Source organism: Marinobacter aromaticivorans (assembly GCF_002806975.1).
Lineage (GTDB): Bacteria > Pseudomonadota > Gammaproteobacteria > Pseudomonadales > Oleiphilaceae > Marinobacter > Marinobacter aromaticivorans.
In genome coordinates, this window is record NZ_NIHD01000001.1 from 103,406 (window position 1) to 118,752 (window position 15,347).

Annotated in this window: 16 protein-coding genes; 4 read left to right on the forward strand and 12 right to left on the reverse strand. The window is 57.0% G+C overall.

Going from position 1 to position 15,347, the window contains the following annotated elements; all coding sequences use genetic code 11:
* The first annotated feature begins 23 nt into the window (after positions 1-23).
* Positions 24-527 carry a protein-export chaperone SecB gene (gene secB / locus CDH48_RS00475; RefSeq protein WP_100686748.1) on the forward strand — a complete coding sequence of 168 codons (504 nt, stop codon included), beginning with the start codon at positions 24-26 and terminating at the stop codon, positions 525-527.
* Here secB and trmL read toward each other — a convergent pair.
* The 4 genes from trmL to traF form a co-directional block, all read right to left on the reverse strand.
* Entirely contained in the window at positions 521-982 is a 462-nt protein-coding gene (gene trmL / locus CDH48_RS00480) for a tRNA (uridine(34)/cytosine(34)/5-carboxymethylaminomethyluridine(34)-2'-O)-methyltransferase TrmL (protein WP_100686749.1), read from the reverse strand. The genes secB and trmL overlap by 7 nt on opposite strands.
* Before the next feature lie 6 nt (positions 983-988).
* On the reverse strand, positions 989-2,167 hold the full coding sequence (locus tag CDH48_RS00485; protein WP_100686750.1) for an acetyl-CoA C-acetyltransferase: 1,179 nt from the start codon (positions 2,165-2,167) through the stop codon (positions 989-991).
* Between the two features lie 193 nt (positions 2,168-2,360).
* Positions 2,361-3,482, reverse strand: coding sequence for a multifunctional CCA tRNA nucleotidyl transferase/2'3'-cyclic phosphodiesterase/2'nucleotidase/phosphatase (locus CDH48_RS00490; protein WP_100686751.1), 1,122 nt, complete (start codon positions 3,480-3,482; stop codon positions 2,361-2,363).
* 118 nt (positions 3,483-3,600) lie between these two features.
* Complete coding sequence (gene traF / locus CDH48_RS00495; protein WP_100686752.1) at positions 3,601-4,848, reverse strand: conjugal transfer protein TraF; 1,248 nt, start codon at positions 4,846-4,848, stop codon at positions 3,601-3,603.
* A gap of 248 nt (positions 4,849-5,096) precedes the next feature.
* On the opposite strand from traF, the gene CDH48_RS00500 reads away from it, so the two are divergent.
* Positions 5,097-5,645 carry an LPP20 family lipoprotein gene (locus CDH48_RS00500; protein WP_100686753.1) on the forward strand — a complete coding sequence of 183 codons (549 nt, stop codon included), beginning with the start codon at positions 5,097-5,099 and terminating at the stop codon, positions 5,643-5,645.
* A 126-nt stretch (positions 5,646-5,771) separates the two neighbouring features.
* Entirely contained in the window at positions 5,772-6,932 is a 1,161-nt protein-coding gene (locus CDH48_RS00505) for a flagellar assembly protein FlgT (protein WP_264754747.1), read from the forward strand.
* A gap of 23 nt (positions 6,933-6,955) precedes the next feature.
* Here CDH48_RS00505 and CDH48_RS00510 read toward each other — a convergent pair whose 3' ends face one another.
* The 8 genes from CDH48_RS00510 to trhP form a co-directional block, all read right to left on the reverse strand.
* Positions 6,956-7,417: a SufE family protein gene (locus CDH48_RS00510; protein ID WP_100686755.1), complete on the reverse strand. Its 462-nt coding sequence runs from the start codon at positions 7,415-7,417 to the stop codon at positions 6,956-6,958.
* Positions 7,418-7,960, reverse strand: coding sequence for a putative Fe-S cluster assembly protein SufT (gene sufT, locus CDH48_RS00515; protein ID WP_100686756.1), 543 nt, complete (start codon positions 7,958-7,960; stop codon positions 7,418-7,420).
* Positions 7,961-7,988: 28 nt separating this feature from the next.
* Entirely contained in the window at positions 7,989-8,342 is a 354-nt protein-coding gene (locus tag CDH48_RS00520) for a HesB/IscA family protein (RefSeq protein WP_100686757.1), read from the reverse strand.
* A 13-nt stretch (positions 8,343-8,355) separates the two neighbouring features.
* Positions 8,356-9,609: an aminotransferase class V-fold PLP-dependent enzyme gene (locus CDH48_RS00525; RefSeq protein ID WP_100686758.1), complete on the reverse strand. Its 1,254-nt coding sequence runs from the start codon at positions 9,607-9,609 to the stop codon at positions 8,356-8,358.
* Positions 9,610-9,614: 5 nt separating this feature from the next.
* Positions 9,615-10,904: a Fe-S cluster assembly protein SufD gene (gene sufD, locus CDH48_RS00530; protein WP_100686759.1), complete on the reverse strand. Its 1,290-nt coding sequence runs from the start codon at positions 10,902-10,904 to the stop codon at positions 9,615-9,617.
* 12 nt (positions 10,905-10,916) lie between these two features.
* The gene (gene sufC / locus CDH48_RS00535) at positions 10,917-11,690 is read right to left on the reverse strand and encodes a Fe-S cluster assembly ATPase SufC (protein ID WP_100686760.1); all 774 of its coding nucleotides are present in this window, start codon (positions 11,688-11,690) and stop codon (positions 10,917-10,919) included.
* Between the two features lie 118 nt (positions 11,691-11,808).
* Entirely contained in the window at positions 11,809-13,257 is a 1,449-nt protein-coding gene (gene sufB / locus CDH48_RS00540) for a Fe-S cluster assembly protein SufB (RefSeq protein WP_100686761.1), read from the reverse strand.
* A 232-nt stretch (positions 13,258-13,489) separates the two neighbouring features.
* Entirely contained in the window at positions 13,490-14,809 is a 1,320-nt protein-coding gene (trhP, locus tag CDH48_RS00545; RefSeq protein WP_100686762.1) for a prephenate-dependent tRNA uridine(34) hydroxylase TrhP, read from the reverse strand.
* Between the two features lie 204 nt (positions 14,810-15,013).
* Between trhP and CDH48_RS00550 the strand changes: the two genes are divergently transcribed.
* Entirely contained in the window at positions 15,014-15,343 is a 330-nt protein-coding gene (locus CDH48_RS00550; RefSeq protein WP_100687175.1) for a helix-turn-helix transcriptional regulator, read from the forward strand.
* The last annotated feature ends 4 nt before the right edge of the window (positions 15,344-15,347 follow it).

Genomic DNA, 15,347 nt, shown 5'->3' on the forward strand with positions numbered 1-15,347 from the left:
ACAAAAAAGCGAAAGGATTAAACATGGCTGAGAACCCGCAAGCCGCCGCAGGCAATGATAACCAGAACCAAGCCCAGTTTGCCCTTCAGCGTATCTACGTGAAGGACCTCTCTTTCGAGTCCCCGAACTCGCCGTTGGTATTCCAGGAACAATGGAAGCCGCAGGTAAACCTTGATCTGAACACCTCCCACACCAAGGTGAGCGACAACCAGTACGAGATTGTTCTTTCGCTGACTGTGACAGCCAAAGTTGGTGAAAAGGTTGCGTACATTGTCGAGATTCAACAGGCAGGTGTGTTCCTGGTGTCAGGTATTGAAGGGCCGCAGCTCGGCCAGATGCTGGGTGCATACTGCCCCACCATTCTGTTCCCCTATGCCCGTGAAGCCATCGATGGTGTGGTCAATAAAGGCAGCTTCCCGGCGCTGATGCTGGCACCGGTTAATTTCGATGCCATCTATGCCCAGGCACTGCAGCGCAAGCAAGAAGAAGGGAAGGCAGAAGACGGCGCAGAGCAGAAGACTCACTGAGCCATAAACCCTAACTGCCGCCAGGCTTCATAAACCACCAGGGCGGCGGTATTGGACAGGTTCAGGCTGCGGCTCTCCGGGCGCATGGGCACTTTCAGGCAGTGCCCCGGGGGCAAGCCTTCGCGTATTTGCGCAGGCAGGCCACGGGTTTCGGGGCCGAACATCAGGTAGTCATCCTGCTGGTAGGCAACCTCGTGGTAGTAACGGTGGCCTTTGGTGGTCAGGCCAAACAGCCGCGGCGGCTGCTCGCTGCGCAGAAACGCCTGATAGCTTTCATGGACTTTGACCGAGGCATATTCGCTGTAATCCAGCCCCGCCCGCCGCATCTGTTTGTCTTCAAGGGTAAAGCCCAGAGGCTCAATCAGATGCAGCCGGCAGCCGGTGTTGGCGCACAGCCGGATGATATTGCCCGTGTTGGGCGGTATTTCCGGCTCATACAGCACCACATTGAACATTGAGCGTTAACGCTCCACGGCCAGGGCCACGCCCATGCCGCCCCCTATGCATAGTGTTGCCAGGCCTTTGTTGGCATCACGGCGCACCATTTCGTGCAGCAGAGTCACCAGAATACGGCAGCCGGAAGCGCCGATGGGGTGGCCCAGGGCAATCGCGCCGCCGTTCACATTTACTTTGCTTGTGTCCCAGCCCATGTCCCGGTTCACAGAGATGGCCTGGGCGGCAAAAGCTTCATTGGCTTCAATCAGGTCCAGATCGTCTACAGCCCAGCCGGCCAGTTTCAGGCAACGCTGGCTGGCGGGAATCGGGCCTGTCCCCATAATGGTGGGGTCAACGCCGGCATTGGCGTGGGCCCTGATGGTCGCCAGTGGCGTCAGGCCCAGTTCCTTCGCTTTCTCTGCACTGCATACCATAACGGCGGCGGCTCCATCGTTAAGTGATGAGGCGTTGGCAGCCGTAACCGTGCCGTCTTTTTTGAATGCCGGGCGCAGCCTGGCGAGGCTTTCGCCAGTGACGCCGTCACGGGGGCCTTCGTCCTTGTTGACCACAATGGGATCACCCTTGCGCTGGGGAATGGACACCGGCACGATTTCGCCATCAAAATAACCGGCTTCGCGGGCAGCAACTGCTTTCTGCTGGGACTCTGCCGCAAATTCATCCTGCTCTTGGCGGCTGATGCCGTACTTCTCTACAATGTTCTCCGCGGTAATACCCATGTGGTAGTCGTTGAAGGCATCCCACAAGCCGTCCTTGATCATGGTGTCAACCATTGTCCAGTTGCCCATGCGCTGGCCATTGCGGCTATCCGGCAGAACGTGGGGCGCCCGGCTCATGCTTTCCTGGCCACCGGCAATCACCATATCTGCATCGCCACAACGAATGGCCTGCACCGCCATGTGCACCGCCTTCAGGCCGGAGCCACAGACCTTGTTGATGGTCATTGCCGGAACTGAAGCCGGAATGCCGGCGTTGATCGAAGACTGGCGTGCCGGGTTCTGGCCGGAGCCGGCAGTCAGCACCTGGCCAAGCACCACCTCGTTGATCTGGTCGCCGGCAACCCCTGTCTCTTCCAGTAGTGCCTTGATTACAGCCGTACCAAGCTGATCCGCATCAAGGCTTGAAAGGCCTCCGCCAAATGCGCCTATGGCGGTGCGCTTGGCGGCAACAATAACAACATCACGCATGCGAGTTCTCCGGTTGAATCAGTGTACTGTTGCAGGGCCGCAAACCAGACATGCCCTGCACAGGATTAAAAACTGCGTGCATTGTAGCTGGAAAGGCCTGAATCGCCCAAGCGATCAATGCCTGATACGCAGGCTTGAGCGGACGCTGCCCCGGTAACCGGGGCAGCGGGAGTGGCGCACGCAGACCTGAAACTCAGGAAAGCGACGGAGAAATCGCTTGAGCAATGCGGGACAGGCGCTCCGTACGGATGGCTTCTCCCAGGGCTTTCCCGGAAAACCCCTGCTGCATGAGTGCTCCCGGGTCGACGCCTGATGCGGCTTTGGCGGCTTTTCTGATGGGTTCCAGCTGTTTACGGTCGGTGGGCTCAAGAGCACATTCCAGTACATTGACCAGCCTTGAGAAACGCTCGGCACGGCGCCATAAGTCGGCTTTCTCCAGCATCCGGAGCAGGGTGCTGGCATCCGGTTGTCCGGGGGCAAATTGTTTGATTTCAGCAATAAACGTCACGGTCAGTCGGGCGAGCTGCTGGCAGTCATTGGGGGCTTTCAGGGCCCTGGCTCTTGCTGAACAGGCCGGCTCCGAAAGCGTGCAACACACAGCGGCAAAGCGCTCCGCAGTTGAGCCTGCCTTGGCGTGAATGCATTCAAGGGCAGCAATGGCTGTTCGGAATTGCGCTTCAGGCGCCAGTTCAGGAATCAGCACACTGAGTGCGTTGCAGTCCCGTAATACCCGGAAAAACGTGCCGGGGGCTTGCTCGTGCAGGGCCCGCTGAATCTCTTGCCAGACCCGTTCGGGAACAAGGTGTTCCACCTCGCCTTCGGCTACCATGGTGCGCATCAGCTCCATGGTATCCGGGCAGACGCTAAACCCCAGTGGCTGAAAACGCGCGGCGAAGCGAGCGGTTCTCAGGATGCGCAAGGGGTCTTCCATGAATGCGTCAGAAACATGGCGCAGCTGCCGTGCTTCGAGATCCCGCTTGCCATTGAAAGGGTCGGTCAGTTCCCCCTGTTCCGAAAGCGCCATGGCATTGATGGTAAGATCCCGGCGCCGCAGATCTTCCTCAAGGGTGACATCCGGTGCGCTGTAAACCGAGAAGCCATGATAACCGTAGCCCTGTTTGCGTTCTGTTCTCGCAAGGGCATATTCCTCTCCGGTTTTTGGGTGCAGAAAAACCGGGAAATCGGAACCTACCTGTTTGAAGCCTTTGGCCAGCATCTGTTCCGGAGTTGCGCCGACCACCACCCAGTCCCGGTCTTTGACTTCCAGGCCCAGTAACTCGTCGCGAACTGCACCGCCAACCAGATAGGTTTGCATAAGGGGTCAGATTCCTTTCGAAGAAGTGTCCGGGAATTATCCGTTTCCCGGGCAGGTCAGGCAAACTCCGATAGGCCGGAGTGTGCCGCTTCCTGCTTAAAAGGCATCTACAACTTAATCAAAAAGCGGTGCCAAGCTCCAGGGAAGCACCAATATCTGCATCGCTGAACAACGCACCCAGATCAAAACGCACGCCCATGAGGTTCAGTCCCAGGCCGGCGGTGAACTGGGTTTTCTCTTCAATACCTTTGTTGTCATCGTTGCTGGCCAGGTTGTGGCGAATACCGGCGCGAAGCTGGGCGTAACGCCAGGCATCAAATTCGGCACCCAGGGCAAGCCATTGGGTATCATCCTCAAAACCGAAAGCTTCTTTTTTGGTGAGGTCCACTTCGGCAGTAATGACATGATAGGCGCTCTTGTGCGCTATGCCGACGGTTGCCATGGGGTTGAGTTCCAGAGTTAAGCGTTCTTCGCCGGGTTTGCTTTGGGCCGAATCCAGCTCCATGGGAATGAGGTTTTTGATCAGGATGCCCGCGTTCCACTGTTTCTCATCGCCAAAAGCGTAGGCAGCACCTATATCCAGGTTAAAGCCACTTTTTTCAGTCTGGTACTGGTCGTTATCGAAGTCGTTGTCATCAAAACCCGAGACGGTTTCTGTGTACTGGAAAGTTTGCAATTGGACGTATTTTGGCGAGACGCCCAGTTGTACGGTATCGCCGTTATTCAGCTCCAGGGCGTGGGCAAAGCTGACTCCCGCCTCAATGGCTGCCGAAGCAAGCACTCGGCCACGAGAGTCAAGGGTGTTGGTGACGCCCGGAGCAAAGATGCCGTTCTCAATAGCTGCCAGTTTGGCATCGTCGCGTTCATCGTACTCGCCCCTTACGGTGGCCGTCAGATTGCCATTACTGAATATACCTACTGAAAGCTGTTTCCCCGGGAAAGCGAGAGCGAGCCCCAGGCCTGCATTGGCCCGCACAGTGTCCTTGTCAAACGCTTCAAGTTGCTCACGTAACTCACCCGCCAGTTGCTGTGCTCGGGGTGCGTTGACTGTGTTGACCGCGGCTTCAAGCTCGTCGATCGTGTCCTGGATGCTGTCAACCTGGTCGATGGTATCCTCCTCGTCCGCTACGCGGGCGTAAACAGAAGGTAGCGTGAGGCCAAATTCATCCGACCAGGAATGGTGGTCTGCCGCCATCATGGCCGGGTTTGCGGAAGTGGCAGATGCAGGGTGAGCAATGGCTACTCCGGTGCCGCCCATGGCAAATGAGCGTGATGACATAAATGCCTGTGGGCTGGCGATTGCGGATGTAGTGGCAACGGAGAGGCCTACGGCAATGAACAGTCGTGATAAACGAAACTGGCGCATCTGGGTACCTTGGTTCTGGTGATTGGCATTACGGAATTGTTAGCGTGGTCAAAGAGTAGACCAAGATGCGTACCTGAACATGACACAAGTGGTAACGGTTTGTCTTTGATATGTAAATGGAGGCAGATTATTGCCGGTTTCTCACGCTTTTTTTTGCCGGCTCCAGGAAAGTCCGATCAATCAGCAGGTTAGGAAAACTGGCTCGAATTTTTCATGGGTTTGCTGAAATGATTTCTGGAGACACGAACATGGCCATTCGCTGGTTGGTTATTCCTTTTCTGGCTTTCACGCTGGCGGCCTGCGCACCCGTGGGCGGGTACCGGGACAGCGGCCGGAACAATGCGCAAAACACGGTAAAGTTTGAACCCATTACGGTTAGGGTCAGCGGCTTTGGTACATATGAAGACGCCAGCAAGGATCGGTTGAATACCCGCAAACGACTGATGGCGCGCAGAGCGTCCCGGATGGATGCCTACCGGAACCTGGCAGAGCGGGTTTACGGTACGGTTATTTACGGCAGTTCTACCGTGAACGATTTTGTTCTTCGCAATGACATGTTCCGCGCTTACGTGGACAGCTATATCCGCGGGGCGAAGATGGTAGCGGTGAATGAGCACAGTGACGGAGTTATAGAAACCGTTATGGAACTGAAGCTGGAGCCTCGCTTCCGCGACTGTGTATCCAAAGTTCCCGACGATAAGGTACGGGATCTTTGCCCGATACCCATGCCCGGTTACAACGACAGTGTTGGTGATGTTCAGAGCCGGAACGTCGATTCACTGTACTATCTGGATTAGCCTGGCTGATCTGGCCTGATGTTGTTGAAGCATTTTTGAATGACCGGTTATAGGGGTGGGGAAATAATGCACGGGTTTACCAGGAAGTTCACGGGGTTGTTGCTTGGCTGTGCATTGGTAGCTCTGATGCTGGTTGCCAATGTGCAGGCCGTTGTTCTGGAGGGTGTTGGCCATGCCAGCATCCACGACAACGATCTTGCTTCTGCCCGTGCTGAAGCCCGTAATGCGGCCATGCGTGACCTTGCCCTGCAGTACGAGGCCCGGGTGAGTACCCGCGATACCATGGAAAACGGTGTTCTGACCGAGTCCAGAATGCATCTTGCTGCCAGTGCCCGGGCACGGAATGTGAAGGTGATCGATGAGCATCGCACTGGCGATCTGTTGCGTGTCACCGTGCGTGGAGATATGTCTGCCGCGTACGCCAGTTGCGATGGCGGAGAAACAGGCCGGTTGCGAAAGTGGGTGGCTGTTACCGGTTTTCCGCTTCTGCATCCGGATCAGGCCAGGGTAGGGCGCATTGATGATGCCGGCGAAATCCTGCCGCAACAGTTACAACAGGGTCTGCGTGAAACCGGCAATCTGCAGGTGTTTTCTGCGACGGATTCCCGTTTGTTCGCCGATCTGCTGAACACGCCTACGCTGCCGCAGGGTGGCAACCGGCTTACCAATGTCATTCAGGTGGCCCGTGAGATGGGTGTGCAGTTTGTGGTGGCGGGCGTTATCCGGGATGTTGGCGTTGCCGACCCGGCGGCCTGGGGTTCCTCGGTCCTGGATAAAATGCAGAGAGGTCTCGGCGCCGCGGATATGCGCCGGCGCTTTACGGTGGATCTTGTGGTCCTTGATGGCTTCAGCGGCTCGCCGGTTTACCAGCAGCGTTTCGAGACCGCTGCCGACTGGAATGCCGGCCCGGGCAGTTCCGCCGGCTTTGGCTCCGAGGGTTTTCGTAAAACGCACTACGGGGAGGCGGTTACCCGTGTTGTGGGAGATATGGCGCGGGCAGTAACCGAGGCGCTTGCGTGCCAGCCGTTCATGACCCGCATCACCCGGGTGGACGGACAGCAGGTAACCCTGGCATCGGGCGCAACCGCAGGTTTACGGCCCGGAGATGAACTGCATCTTTACCGCAGTGCCCGCTATTTTGATTCACTGGGAGGCACGCCGGAACTGAGTGACAGCCAGATGACGGTCACCCTGAACAATGTTCATCCGGATTTCAGTAATGGTCGAATGCCCAAAGTAGGAGGGCAGGTAAACATTCAGCGGGACGACATTGCCATTATCTGGTAGCTCACCGTGTGTTTGTGAGCTGGTCAGGCTGCCGATTCAGCCGCCGCAATATCCCGGATTTTTCCGACCATGGCGCGCAGGCCGTTACCACGGGTGGGCGAAATGTGGCGGAACAGATCCAGGCGCTCAAAAAGTTCGTCAATATCGGTGGCCAGCAGGTCTCTGGGTGTTTTGCCGTTCAGCGCCACCAGAATAATGGCCGCCAGGCCGCGCACGATCATGGCGTCAGAGTCGATCAGCAGGTAGATCCTGCCATCGGCTTCGTGAAAATGGGAAATGAGCCACACCTGGCTCTGGCAACCGTGAACGTAGTTCTCTTCAATCCGGGCATCGTCCGGGAAAGGCGGGAGTTGCTTGCCCAGGTCAATGATAAACGCGTAGCGCTCTTCCCAGTCGTCCAGAAACTCGAAGCCGTCGAGAACGTCTTCCAGAGTTGGATTTGTGCCGAGTGGGTTGTCCAGAAAATCCTGTTCTGTCGCTGGCATTTACAACATTCCCAGTTCGAGTTTGGCTTCGTCGGTAAGCATATCGTTGTTCCAGGGCGGATCAAAGGTCAGTTCCACGGTGACCTTGTCCACGTTGGGCACGTGCTCAACCTTGGTCTTCAAGTCCTCAGTGATTACCGGGCCCATGCCGCAACCTGCGGCCGTGAGGGTCATGAGGATGTAGACATGGTTGCCCTCTGGCGTACCGTTCTCAATCCGGCATTCGTAAATCAGGCCCAGGTCCACCACGTTCACCGGAATCTCCGGGTCGTAGCAGTTGCGCATGGCTTCCCAAACCTGGTTTTCGTTGATGGTGCCATCGGCAGGCGTCTCAAAGCTGCTTTCCAGGGGCTTCTTGCCCAGAGCGTCAGCGTTGTGGCCTTCAATGCGGGCAAGGTTGCCGTTGACTGCAACAGTGAAGGTACCGCCCAGTGACTGGGTGATGGTCACAAAGGTATCTGCCGGAATCATGATTTCGGTTCCAACAGGAACAAGGCGGGCTTCTACCTCGCGCTTGGTCAGGACGACTTCTCTTTCTTGCATGCCTGTGTAGACCTCGTTTTGTGCAATATCAACTCACAGTAAAACTCTCACCACACCCGCACTCGGCGGTAGCGTTCGGATTGCGGAACTGAAACATGGAGTTCACGCCTTCAGTTACGAAGTCAATCTCGATGCCATTGACCATGGCAAGGTGTTCCTCCTTAACAAACACATCAACCCCGTCAATGTGAAATACTCTGTCGTCGGCTTCTGGTTCGTTTACCCATTGGGTTTCATACTTGAAGCCGGAGCATCCGCTTTTCTTGATGGCCAGGCGAATGCCTTTGGCACTGGAAGCTTTGTCGAGTTGTTTGCGCACGTGCTTGACGGCACTGGGCGTCATGGTAACGCCGACGGTTGGTGTGAAGACTTCAGCGGTCATGGTGTCTCCTCCATCAGGCAAACAGGCGCTGGACTTTTTGCAGGGCGGTAAACAATTGGTTCACCTCATCCAGCGTATTGTAGAACGCAAAGGAGGCCCGGGCTGTACCGGGAACTCCGTAGAAATCCATCAGCGGCATGGCGCAGTGATGGCCGGTGCGGATAGCGATACCCTGCTGATCCAGTAAAGTTCCTATATCACTGGGGTGCAAGCCCTCAATTTTAAAGGACATGACCGGCACCTTGTGCTGTGCGGTGCCGATAATGCTCATGCCGGGCACGGTTTCAACCAGTTGGTGGGCACGTTCCAGCAAGGCATTCTCTGCCGCTTCCATTGCTTCCCGGTCAAGGCGGTTCAGGTAGTCTATGGCCGCGCCCAGGCCAACCGCCTCAGCGATAGCCGGTGTGCCGGCCTCAAACTTGTAGGGCAGAACGTTCCAGGTAGTGCGCTCGAACGATACCCTCTCGATCATCTCGCCGCCGCCCTGGTAAGGAGGCATGTCCTCCAGCAGTGCGGCTTTGCCATACAGTACGCCAATGCCCGTTGGACCAAACAGCTTGTGTGACGAGAACACGTAGAAATCGCAATCCAGTGCCTGCACATCCGGCCGGAAGTGGGGCACCGCCTGGGCGCCATCCAGCAGGGTTATGATGCCGCGGGCCCTGGCCTGGCAGACCATGTCTGCCACCGGGTTAACCGTACCCAGAACGTTGGAGACGTGGGTGATGGCCAGAATGCGGGTGCGGTCATTCAGCAAACTGTTGAACGAATCCGGATCCAGTTCGCCCTGGGGTGTTACCTGGATTGGTACCACCTTGGCGCCCGTGCGCTCGGCGATCATCTGCCAGGGCACGATGTTGGCGTGGTGCTCCATGTGGCTCACCAGAATCTCGTCGCCGGCTTTGAGGCGCGGTGCCAGGCCGTTCGCCACCAGGTTGATGGCCTCGGTGGTGCCTTTGGTCCAGATGATTTCCCGGGTGCTGTGGGCATTCAGAAAATTGCGCACGGTTTCCCGGGCGCCTTCAAAGGCAGCGGTTGCCCTGTCGCCAAGGGTATGGGCACCCCGATGCACGTTGGAGTGCATTTCCCGGTAGTAACGGTCCATGGCATCCAGCACGGCCGTCGGTTTTTGTGCCGACGCACCGTTATCCAGATACACCAGCGGCTTTCCGTTCACCTGTTGCGACAGGATAGGGAAGTCCCGGCGAACGGCTTGTACATCGAACGCCTCGCGGGTAGCTGTGTTCGCCATGGACAGGTCATTCATACCGGTCAAACCTCCTGGAATGCTTGGTCAAAAAACTGGTTCAAGCGGGTTTGCATGGTGTCCTTTACGGCATCCACGGGAATCTGGGCCACCAGTTCATTGATGAAGGCCATGGTCAGCAATACATTGGCTTCGCGGCGGCCGATGCCCCGGGATACCAGGTAAAACAGCGACTCCTCGTCGAGCTGGCCGATGGTGGCACCGTGGGCGCATTTTACATCGTCGGCGTAGATCTCAAGCTCCGGCTTGGTGTCGATTTCTGCGCCAGTGGAGAGCAACAGGTTCTTGTTGTTCATGTTCGCGTTGGATTTCTGGGCGTCCTTGTGAATATGAATCCGCCCGTTGAAAACCGCATGGGATTTATCCGCTGCAATATTGCGATAGGTTTCTTCGCTATTGCAGTGGGCAGCAACGTGTTCAATGGTGGTGTGGTTGTCGTAGTGCTGCGAGCCCTGGGTGACCACAACACCGTTAAGCTTGCATTCGGCGCCTTCGCCTTCCAGCCATACCTGCAGATCGTGGCGACGAAGCGGGCCACCAAAGCCCATGCAGTGACTTTCAAAACGTGAGTTGCGTTGCTGGCGTACGCCGGTGGCACCAATGTGCTGTACGTTTTCGCCATCCATGTTCAGGCGGATATTGGTTACGTTTGCGCCATCAGCAAGATTGAACTCGGTAACGGTATTTACCAGAGCGGCTTCCTGCCCGCTGGAGAAATACTCCTCAACCAGGGTGATCTGGCTGTTGCGGCCGGCGTCCACGAAGACCCGGGGAAAGGCTGATCCGCTGGTACTTGCAGTTACTTCATGAATGATAAACAACGGCTTATCAAGTACAGCATTCGGCTTCAGCCGGATCAGCAGGCCGTCTTCGAAGCGGGCTGAGTTCAGCCCTGCAAACTGCACGGTTCTGGTGTCGAGGGTGCTGTCCAGGCGCTCGGCCAGCTCGTTGGCCTCGGCCTCGGAAAGATCGCCAAAGCGCTGGATCAGTATGTCGTTCAGATCCGGGTATTCGCTGGCTTCCGGTACCATGACGCCGTTGATGAAAACCACCTTGTAGCCAGGCACTGCCAGGGCGCTGCCGGTTTTACCGGTGGCAGGCAAAGAGCCGGCTATCTCGTCCGTCAGCTTCAGGTACTTGCTGGAGTATTTCCAGTTCTCTGTTTTCCGTGTTGGCAGTGGCATGTCAACCAGGGCCGCACCGCGCTGCCTGCGCAGGGCGAGCAGTGGCTCTGGTAACGCCTGACCAGCCGGTTGCAGGAAGGCGCTGGAAAGAAGAGTGGGTGCTGGTTTCATTCCGCGATCTCCTTAGTTGGCTGAGCTGGCCGCCACGTCGTCTTCCCTGATGCCAAGCCAGGCGTAACCGCGCTCTTCCAGTTCCAGAGCCAGCTCGCGCCCACCGGATTTCACAATTTTGCCATCGGCCAGAACGTGTACGTGGTCCGGTACGATGTGATCGAGCAGGCGCTGATAGTGGGTCACCATCAGAATGGCACGGTCTTCAGAGCGCAGGGCGTTAACGCCGTCTGCAACCACTTTGAGCGCGTCGATATCCAGACCGGAGTCAGTTTCGTCCAGAATGGCCAGCTTCGGCTGCAGCAACAGGGCCTGCATGATTTCGTTACGCTTTTTCTCACCGCCGGAGAAGCCTTCGTTTACGCCGCGCTTGAGAAACGCAGGGTCAAGATCCACCTGCTTCGACACTTCCCGCGCCAGCTTCATGAACTCAGCTGCGTTCATTTCCGGCTCGCCTCTGTGATGGCGCATGGCGTTCACTGCCGTCCGCATAAACTGCAGGTTGCTGACGCCCGGGATCTCCACCGGATACTGAAACGCCAGAAACACACCCTCCCGGGCGCGATCTTCTGTTGCTTTCTCCATCAGGTTGTCGCCGTTGAGGGTGACTTCGCCGGCGGTCACTTCAAATGCCTCATTGCCTGCGAGCACCTGGGCCAGGGTACTCTTACCCGAGCCGTTAGGACCCATAATGGCGTGGACTTCCCCGGCTTTGATTTCCAGGTTGATGCCTTTGAGGATCTCATTGCCCTCAACGGACGCGTGCAGGTTTTTGATACTCAGCATTTGTTAGCTTCTCTCTATTAACCGACTAAATTTTTTGCCCGCCCCTGACTGGGGGGAGTCAGCCATCGGGCAGGGCCTGCCCGATGGCTTCCGCGATACGTTTGAGTTTGCCGTCGTGTTAACCAACCGACCCTTCAAGGCTCACTTCAAGAAGCTTGCCGGCCTCAACCGCAAACTCCATGGGCAGTTCCTTGAACACCTCTTTACAGAAACCGTTCACGATCATGGAAACCGCCTGCTCCGGGTCGATACCACGCTGGCGGCACAGGAACATCTGCTCGTCGCTGACCTTGGAGGTGGTTGCCTCGTGCTCAACAATGGCGGACTTGTTCAGGCTCTCGATGTACGGGAAGGTGTGCGCGCCGCACTGGTCGCCAATCAACAGCGAGTCACACTGGGTGAAGTTGCGGGCACCTTCCGCACGGGGGCCGAATTTGACCAGGCCACGGTAGGCGTTGGAGCTGCGGCCCGCCGAAATACCCTTGGAGATGATGGTGCTGGAGGTGTTTTTCCCCAGGTGGATCATCTTGGTGCCTGTGTCTGCCTGCTGGTAGTTATGGGTCAGCGCGACCGAGTAGAACTCACCCACGCTGTTTTCACCACGCAGGATGCAGCTGGGGTACTTCCAGGTAATCGCGGACCCGGTTTCAACCTGGGTCCAGGAAATTTTGGAGTTCTTGCCAATACAGGCGCCGCGCTTGGTAACAAAGTTGTATATGCCGCCTTTGCCGTTTTCATCCCCCGGGTACCAGTTCTGCACTGTGGAGTATTTGATCTGGGCATCGTCCAGTGCCACCAGCTCAACTACCGCGGCATGCAGCTGGTTTTCATCGCGCATGGGAGCGGTACAGCCTTCCAGGTAGCTTACGTAACTGCCTTCATCGGCAATGATCAGTGTACGCTCGAACTGGCCTGTGTTGGCTGCGTTGATACGGAAATAGGTAGAGAGCTCCATGGGGCAGCGTACGCCTTTCGGAACGTACACAAAGGTTCCGTCAGAAAACACCGCGGAGTTCAACCCGGCAAAATAGTTGTCCGTGTGCGGCACAACCGTTCCCAGATATTTCTGCACCAGTTCGGGGTAGTCGCGAACGGCTTCGGAGATGGAGCAGAAAATGACACCGGCTTTTGCCAGCGGCTCTTTGAACGTGGTGGCTACGGATACCGAATCAAACACCGCGTCAACCGCTACGCCAGCCAGCTTTTCACGCTCGTGCAGAGGGATGCCGAGCTTTTCATAGGTTCTCAGCAGCTCGGGATCTACCTCGTCGAGGCTCTGGGGCATGTCCTCTGGCCGCTTCGGAGCGGAGTAATAGGAAATTGCGTTGTAGTCGATCTTCGGATAGCCCACATGGGCCCAGTCCGGTTCTTTCATCTCGAGCCAGCGACGGTAGGCTTTCAGACGCCACTCCAACATAAACTCCGGCTCTTTCTTGATTGCAGAAAGGCGGGCGATAACGTCTTCATTCAAACCGGGCTCGAACGTATCGGCTTCGATTTCTGTCACGAAACCGTGTTCGTATTCCCGTTTGATCAGTTCGTTCACCTCTTGGTCGGTGGTCGCCATGATCGTCGCTCCGTATTCTCTCATCTGGGGCTCTGAGGCCCTTTGGTTTGCCGGCAACCAGAGTGGGTTGCGGGGCCTTGTCTGTTACTTCTGGTCCGTGATTGTACAATACCAGAGTAAATTAGTCAGGTATTAAATTGAGGGAGCACTGATTATAACGCAATACGACCGCCAGAGGCTAAGACTGACGGTGTATTGCGCGTGGTACGAATTTATACGGAGCCCGGCGCCTTCAGGCTTGTGCCGGCAGAATGCGGGTCAGGAAACTGTGCTCCAGAGCGTTCGGGATGGAGGCCGGGCGGGGAATGCGAACAATGTGACCGCTGCCTGGCGCATTATCCACGGCAACACCGTTCAGGTTTTCCATGGCGGGCAGGGTGAATTGCCGATTGCCGGAGGGGGTTATCAGCTCCAGCCGGTCGCCCCGGGCAAACTTGTTTTTCACATTAATGGTGAGCCACTGGTCGTCGGCGTCGGTTATGGTGCCCACCACCTGTTGCGTGCCCAGGTAGGACGAGCCCTGCTCATAGGTCTGGTATTCCTGTGGCATGTGGCGGCGCAGAAAGCCTTCTGTATAGCCGCGGTTAGACAACGCCTCCAGCTCGTTCATCAGCTCCATATCGAATGGCTTGCCGGCTGCTGCCTCATCAATAGCCCGGCGATACACCTGGGTGGTGCGGGCCACGTAATAGGTGCTCTTGGTGCGCCCCTCGATTTTCAGGGAGTGCACGCCGATGGCGGCCAGTTCGGCCACATGCTGTACCGCTCGCAGATCCCGGGAGTTCATGATGTAGGTACCGTGCTCATCCTCGTAAGCGGGGATAAAGCTGCCGGGGCGGTTGGGCTCTTCCAGAAGGATTTCCCTGGGCTCGATGCTTTGGACATCGCTTGCGGCGGATGTGGCAATCAGGTCGCCGGTATGGTCGTGGGTGTGTTGCACTTCCTTGTAGTTCCAGCGACAGGCATTGGTGCAGGCACCCTGGTTGGCGTCCCGGTGGTTCATGTAGCCGGAGAGCAGGCAGCGGCCGGAGTAGGCCATGCACAGAGCGCCATGCACAAACACTTCCAGTTCCATATCAGGCACCCGCTCGCGGATGTCGCGTATTTCGCCCAGGGCCAGCTCCCGCGACAGGATTACACGGCTGATGCCCTGGCGACGCCAGAACTCCACGGTGGCCCAGTTTACGGCGTTCGCCTGCACGGACAGGTGAATGGGCTGATCCGGCCACTTTTCCCGTACCAGCATGATCAGGCCGGGGTCGGACATGATCAGCGCATCCGGCTTGTATTCCAGTACAGGTTCCAGATCTCGCAGGTAAGAGCGCACCTTGTCGTTGTGGGGGGCTATGTTCGAGACCAGATAAAACTGTTTACCCAGAGCGTGGGCGCGCTGGATGCCCGAGCCCAGGGCTGCAGTGTCTTTAAAGCTGTTGTTGCGCACGCGCAGGGAGTAGCGCGGCTGGCCGGCGTAGACGGCATCCGCGCCGTAGGCGAACGCGGTTTCAAGATGCTCAGGGGTGCCGGCAGGTGCCAGCAGTTCCGGGATAATCATGGACGCTCCGGGTAAATCAGGGGTCGGATAGTTTGCCGCAGGCTGAAGTGTTTTCCCTTGATCCTGCTCAAACGTCTTATTGATTAGTTTCAGCTAACATGTGTACGCTACAATCCGTTTTTCTCGAACAACAGAGCCGGTAACTGTAAAACCGTCATGAAAGAGGAGGAGTAAAGAGTGGCACCAGAGTTTTCGGGCCCGGAAATGGCAAGGGTTTCGCTGGGCAGCAAAGTGAGTTCGCTGATCAGCATTCAGCTTGCGCGGGGGAAAGTAGGCGTTGAAGTGGTGGCTTCTCAGTTGCACATGAGCCGGTACACGCTCCATAAGAAACTGAGGCGGGAGGGGCTGACCTTTGCCCGCCTTCTGGAGGATGTGCGCCGTAAGCAGGCGCTGACTTACATGCAGGATAGAACCAAGCCGCTGGTGGAAATTGCCGAACAGCTTGGCTTTTCGGAACTGAGTGCATTCAGCCGGGCCTTCAAGCGCTGGATGGGCACTTCCCCGGCTGAATACCGCTCTGTGAGGTTTTCCTGAACAG

What these genes read in the sequence shown, in the direction of transcription:
- trmL (WP_100686749.1), bottom strand. Translation starts at nt 982, where the DNA reads ATGTTCAATGTGGTGCTGTATGAGCCGGAAATACCGCCCAACACGGGC.
- sufC (WP_100686760.1), bottom strand. Translation starts at nt 11,690, where the DNA reads ATGCTGAGTATCAAAAACCTGCACGCGTCCGTTGAGGGCAATGAGATC.
- CDH48_RS00525 (WP_100686758.1), bottom strand. Translation starts at nt 9,609, where the DNA reads ATGAATGACCTGTCCATGGCGAACACAGCTACCCGCGAGGCGTTCGAT.
- sufB (WP_100686761.1), bottom strand. Translation starts at nt 13,257, where the DNA reads ATGGCGACCACCGACCAAGAGGTGAACGAACTGATCAAACGGGAATAC.
- CDH48_RS00550 (WP_100687175.1), top strand. Translation starts at nt 15,014, where the DNA reads ATGGCAAGGGTTTCGCTGGGCAGCAAAGTGAGTTCGCTGATCAGCATT.
- CDH48_RS00490 (WP_100686751.1), bottom strand. Translation starts at nt 3,482, where the DNA reads ATGCAAACCTATCTGGTTGGCGGTGCAGTTCGCGACGAGTTACTGGGC.
- trhP (WP_100686762.1), bottom strand. Translation starts at nt 14,809, where the DNA reads ATGATTATCCCGGAACTGCTGGCACCTGCCGGCACCCCTGAGCATCTT.
- sufT (WP_100686756.1), bottom strand. Translation starts at nt 7,960, where the DNA reads ATGCAAGAAAGAGAAGTCGTCCTGACCAAGCGCGAGGTAGAAGCCCGC.
- CDH48_RS00500 (WP_100686753.1), top strand. Translation starts at nt 5,097, where the DNA reads ATGGCCATTCGCTGGTTGGTTATTCCTTTTCTGGCTTTCACGCTGGCG.
- traF (WP_100686752.1), bottom strand. Translation starts at nt 4,848, where the DNA reads ATGCGCCAGTTTCGTTTATCACGACTGTTCATTGCCGTAGGCCTCTCC.
- sufD (WP_100686759.1), bottom strand. Translation starts at nt 10,904, where the DNA reads ATGAAACCAGCACCCACTCTTCTTTCCAGCGCCTTCCTGCAACCGGCT.
- CDH48_RS00485 (WP_100686750.1), bottom strand. Translation starts at nt 2,167, where the DNA reads ATGCGTGATGTTGTTATTGTTGCCGCCAAGCGCACCGCCATAGGCGCA.
- CDH48_RS00510 (WP_100686755.1), bottom strand. Translation starts at nt 7,417, where the DNA reads ATGCCAGCGACAGAACAGGATTTTCTGGACAACCCACTCGGCACAAAT.
- CDH48_RS00505 (WP_264754747.1), top strand. Translation starts at nt 5,772, where the DNA reads ATGCTGGTTGCCAATGTGCAGGCCGTTGTTCTGGAGGGTGTTGGCCAT.
- CDH48_RS00520 (WP_100686757.1), bottom strand. Translation starts at nt 8,342, where the DNA reads ATGACCGCTGAAGTCTTCACACCAACCGTCGGCGTTACCATGACGCCC.
- secB (WP_100686748.1), top strand. Translation starts at nt 24, where the DNA reads ATGGCTGAGAACCCGCAAGCCGCCGCAGGCAATGATAACCAGAACCAA.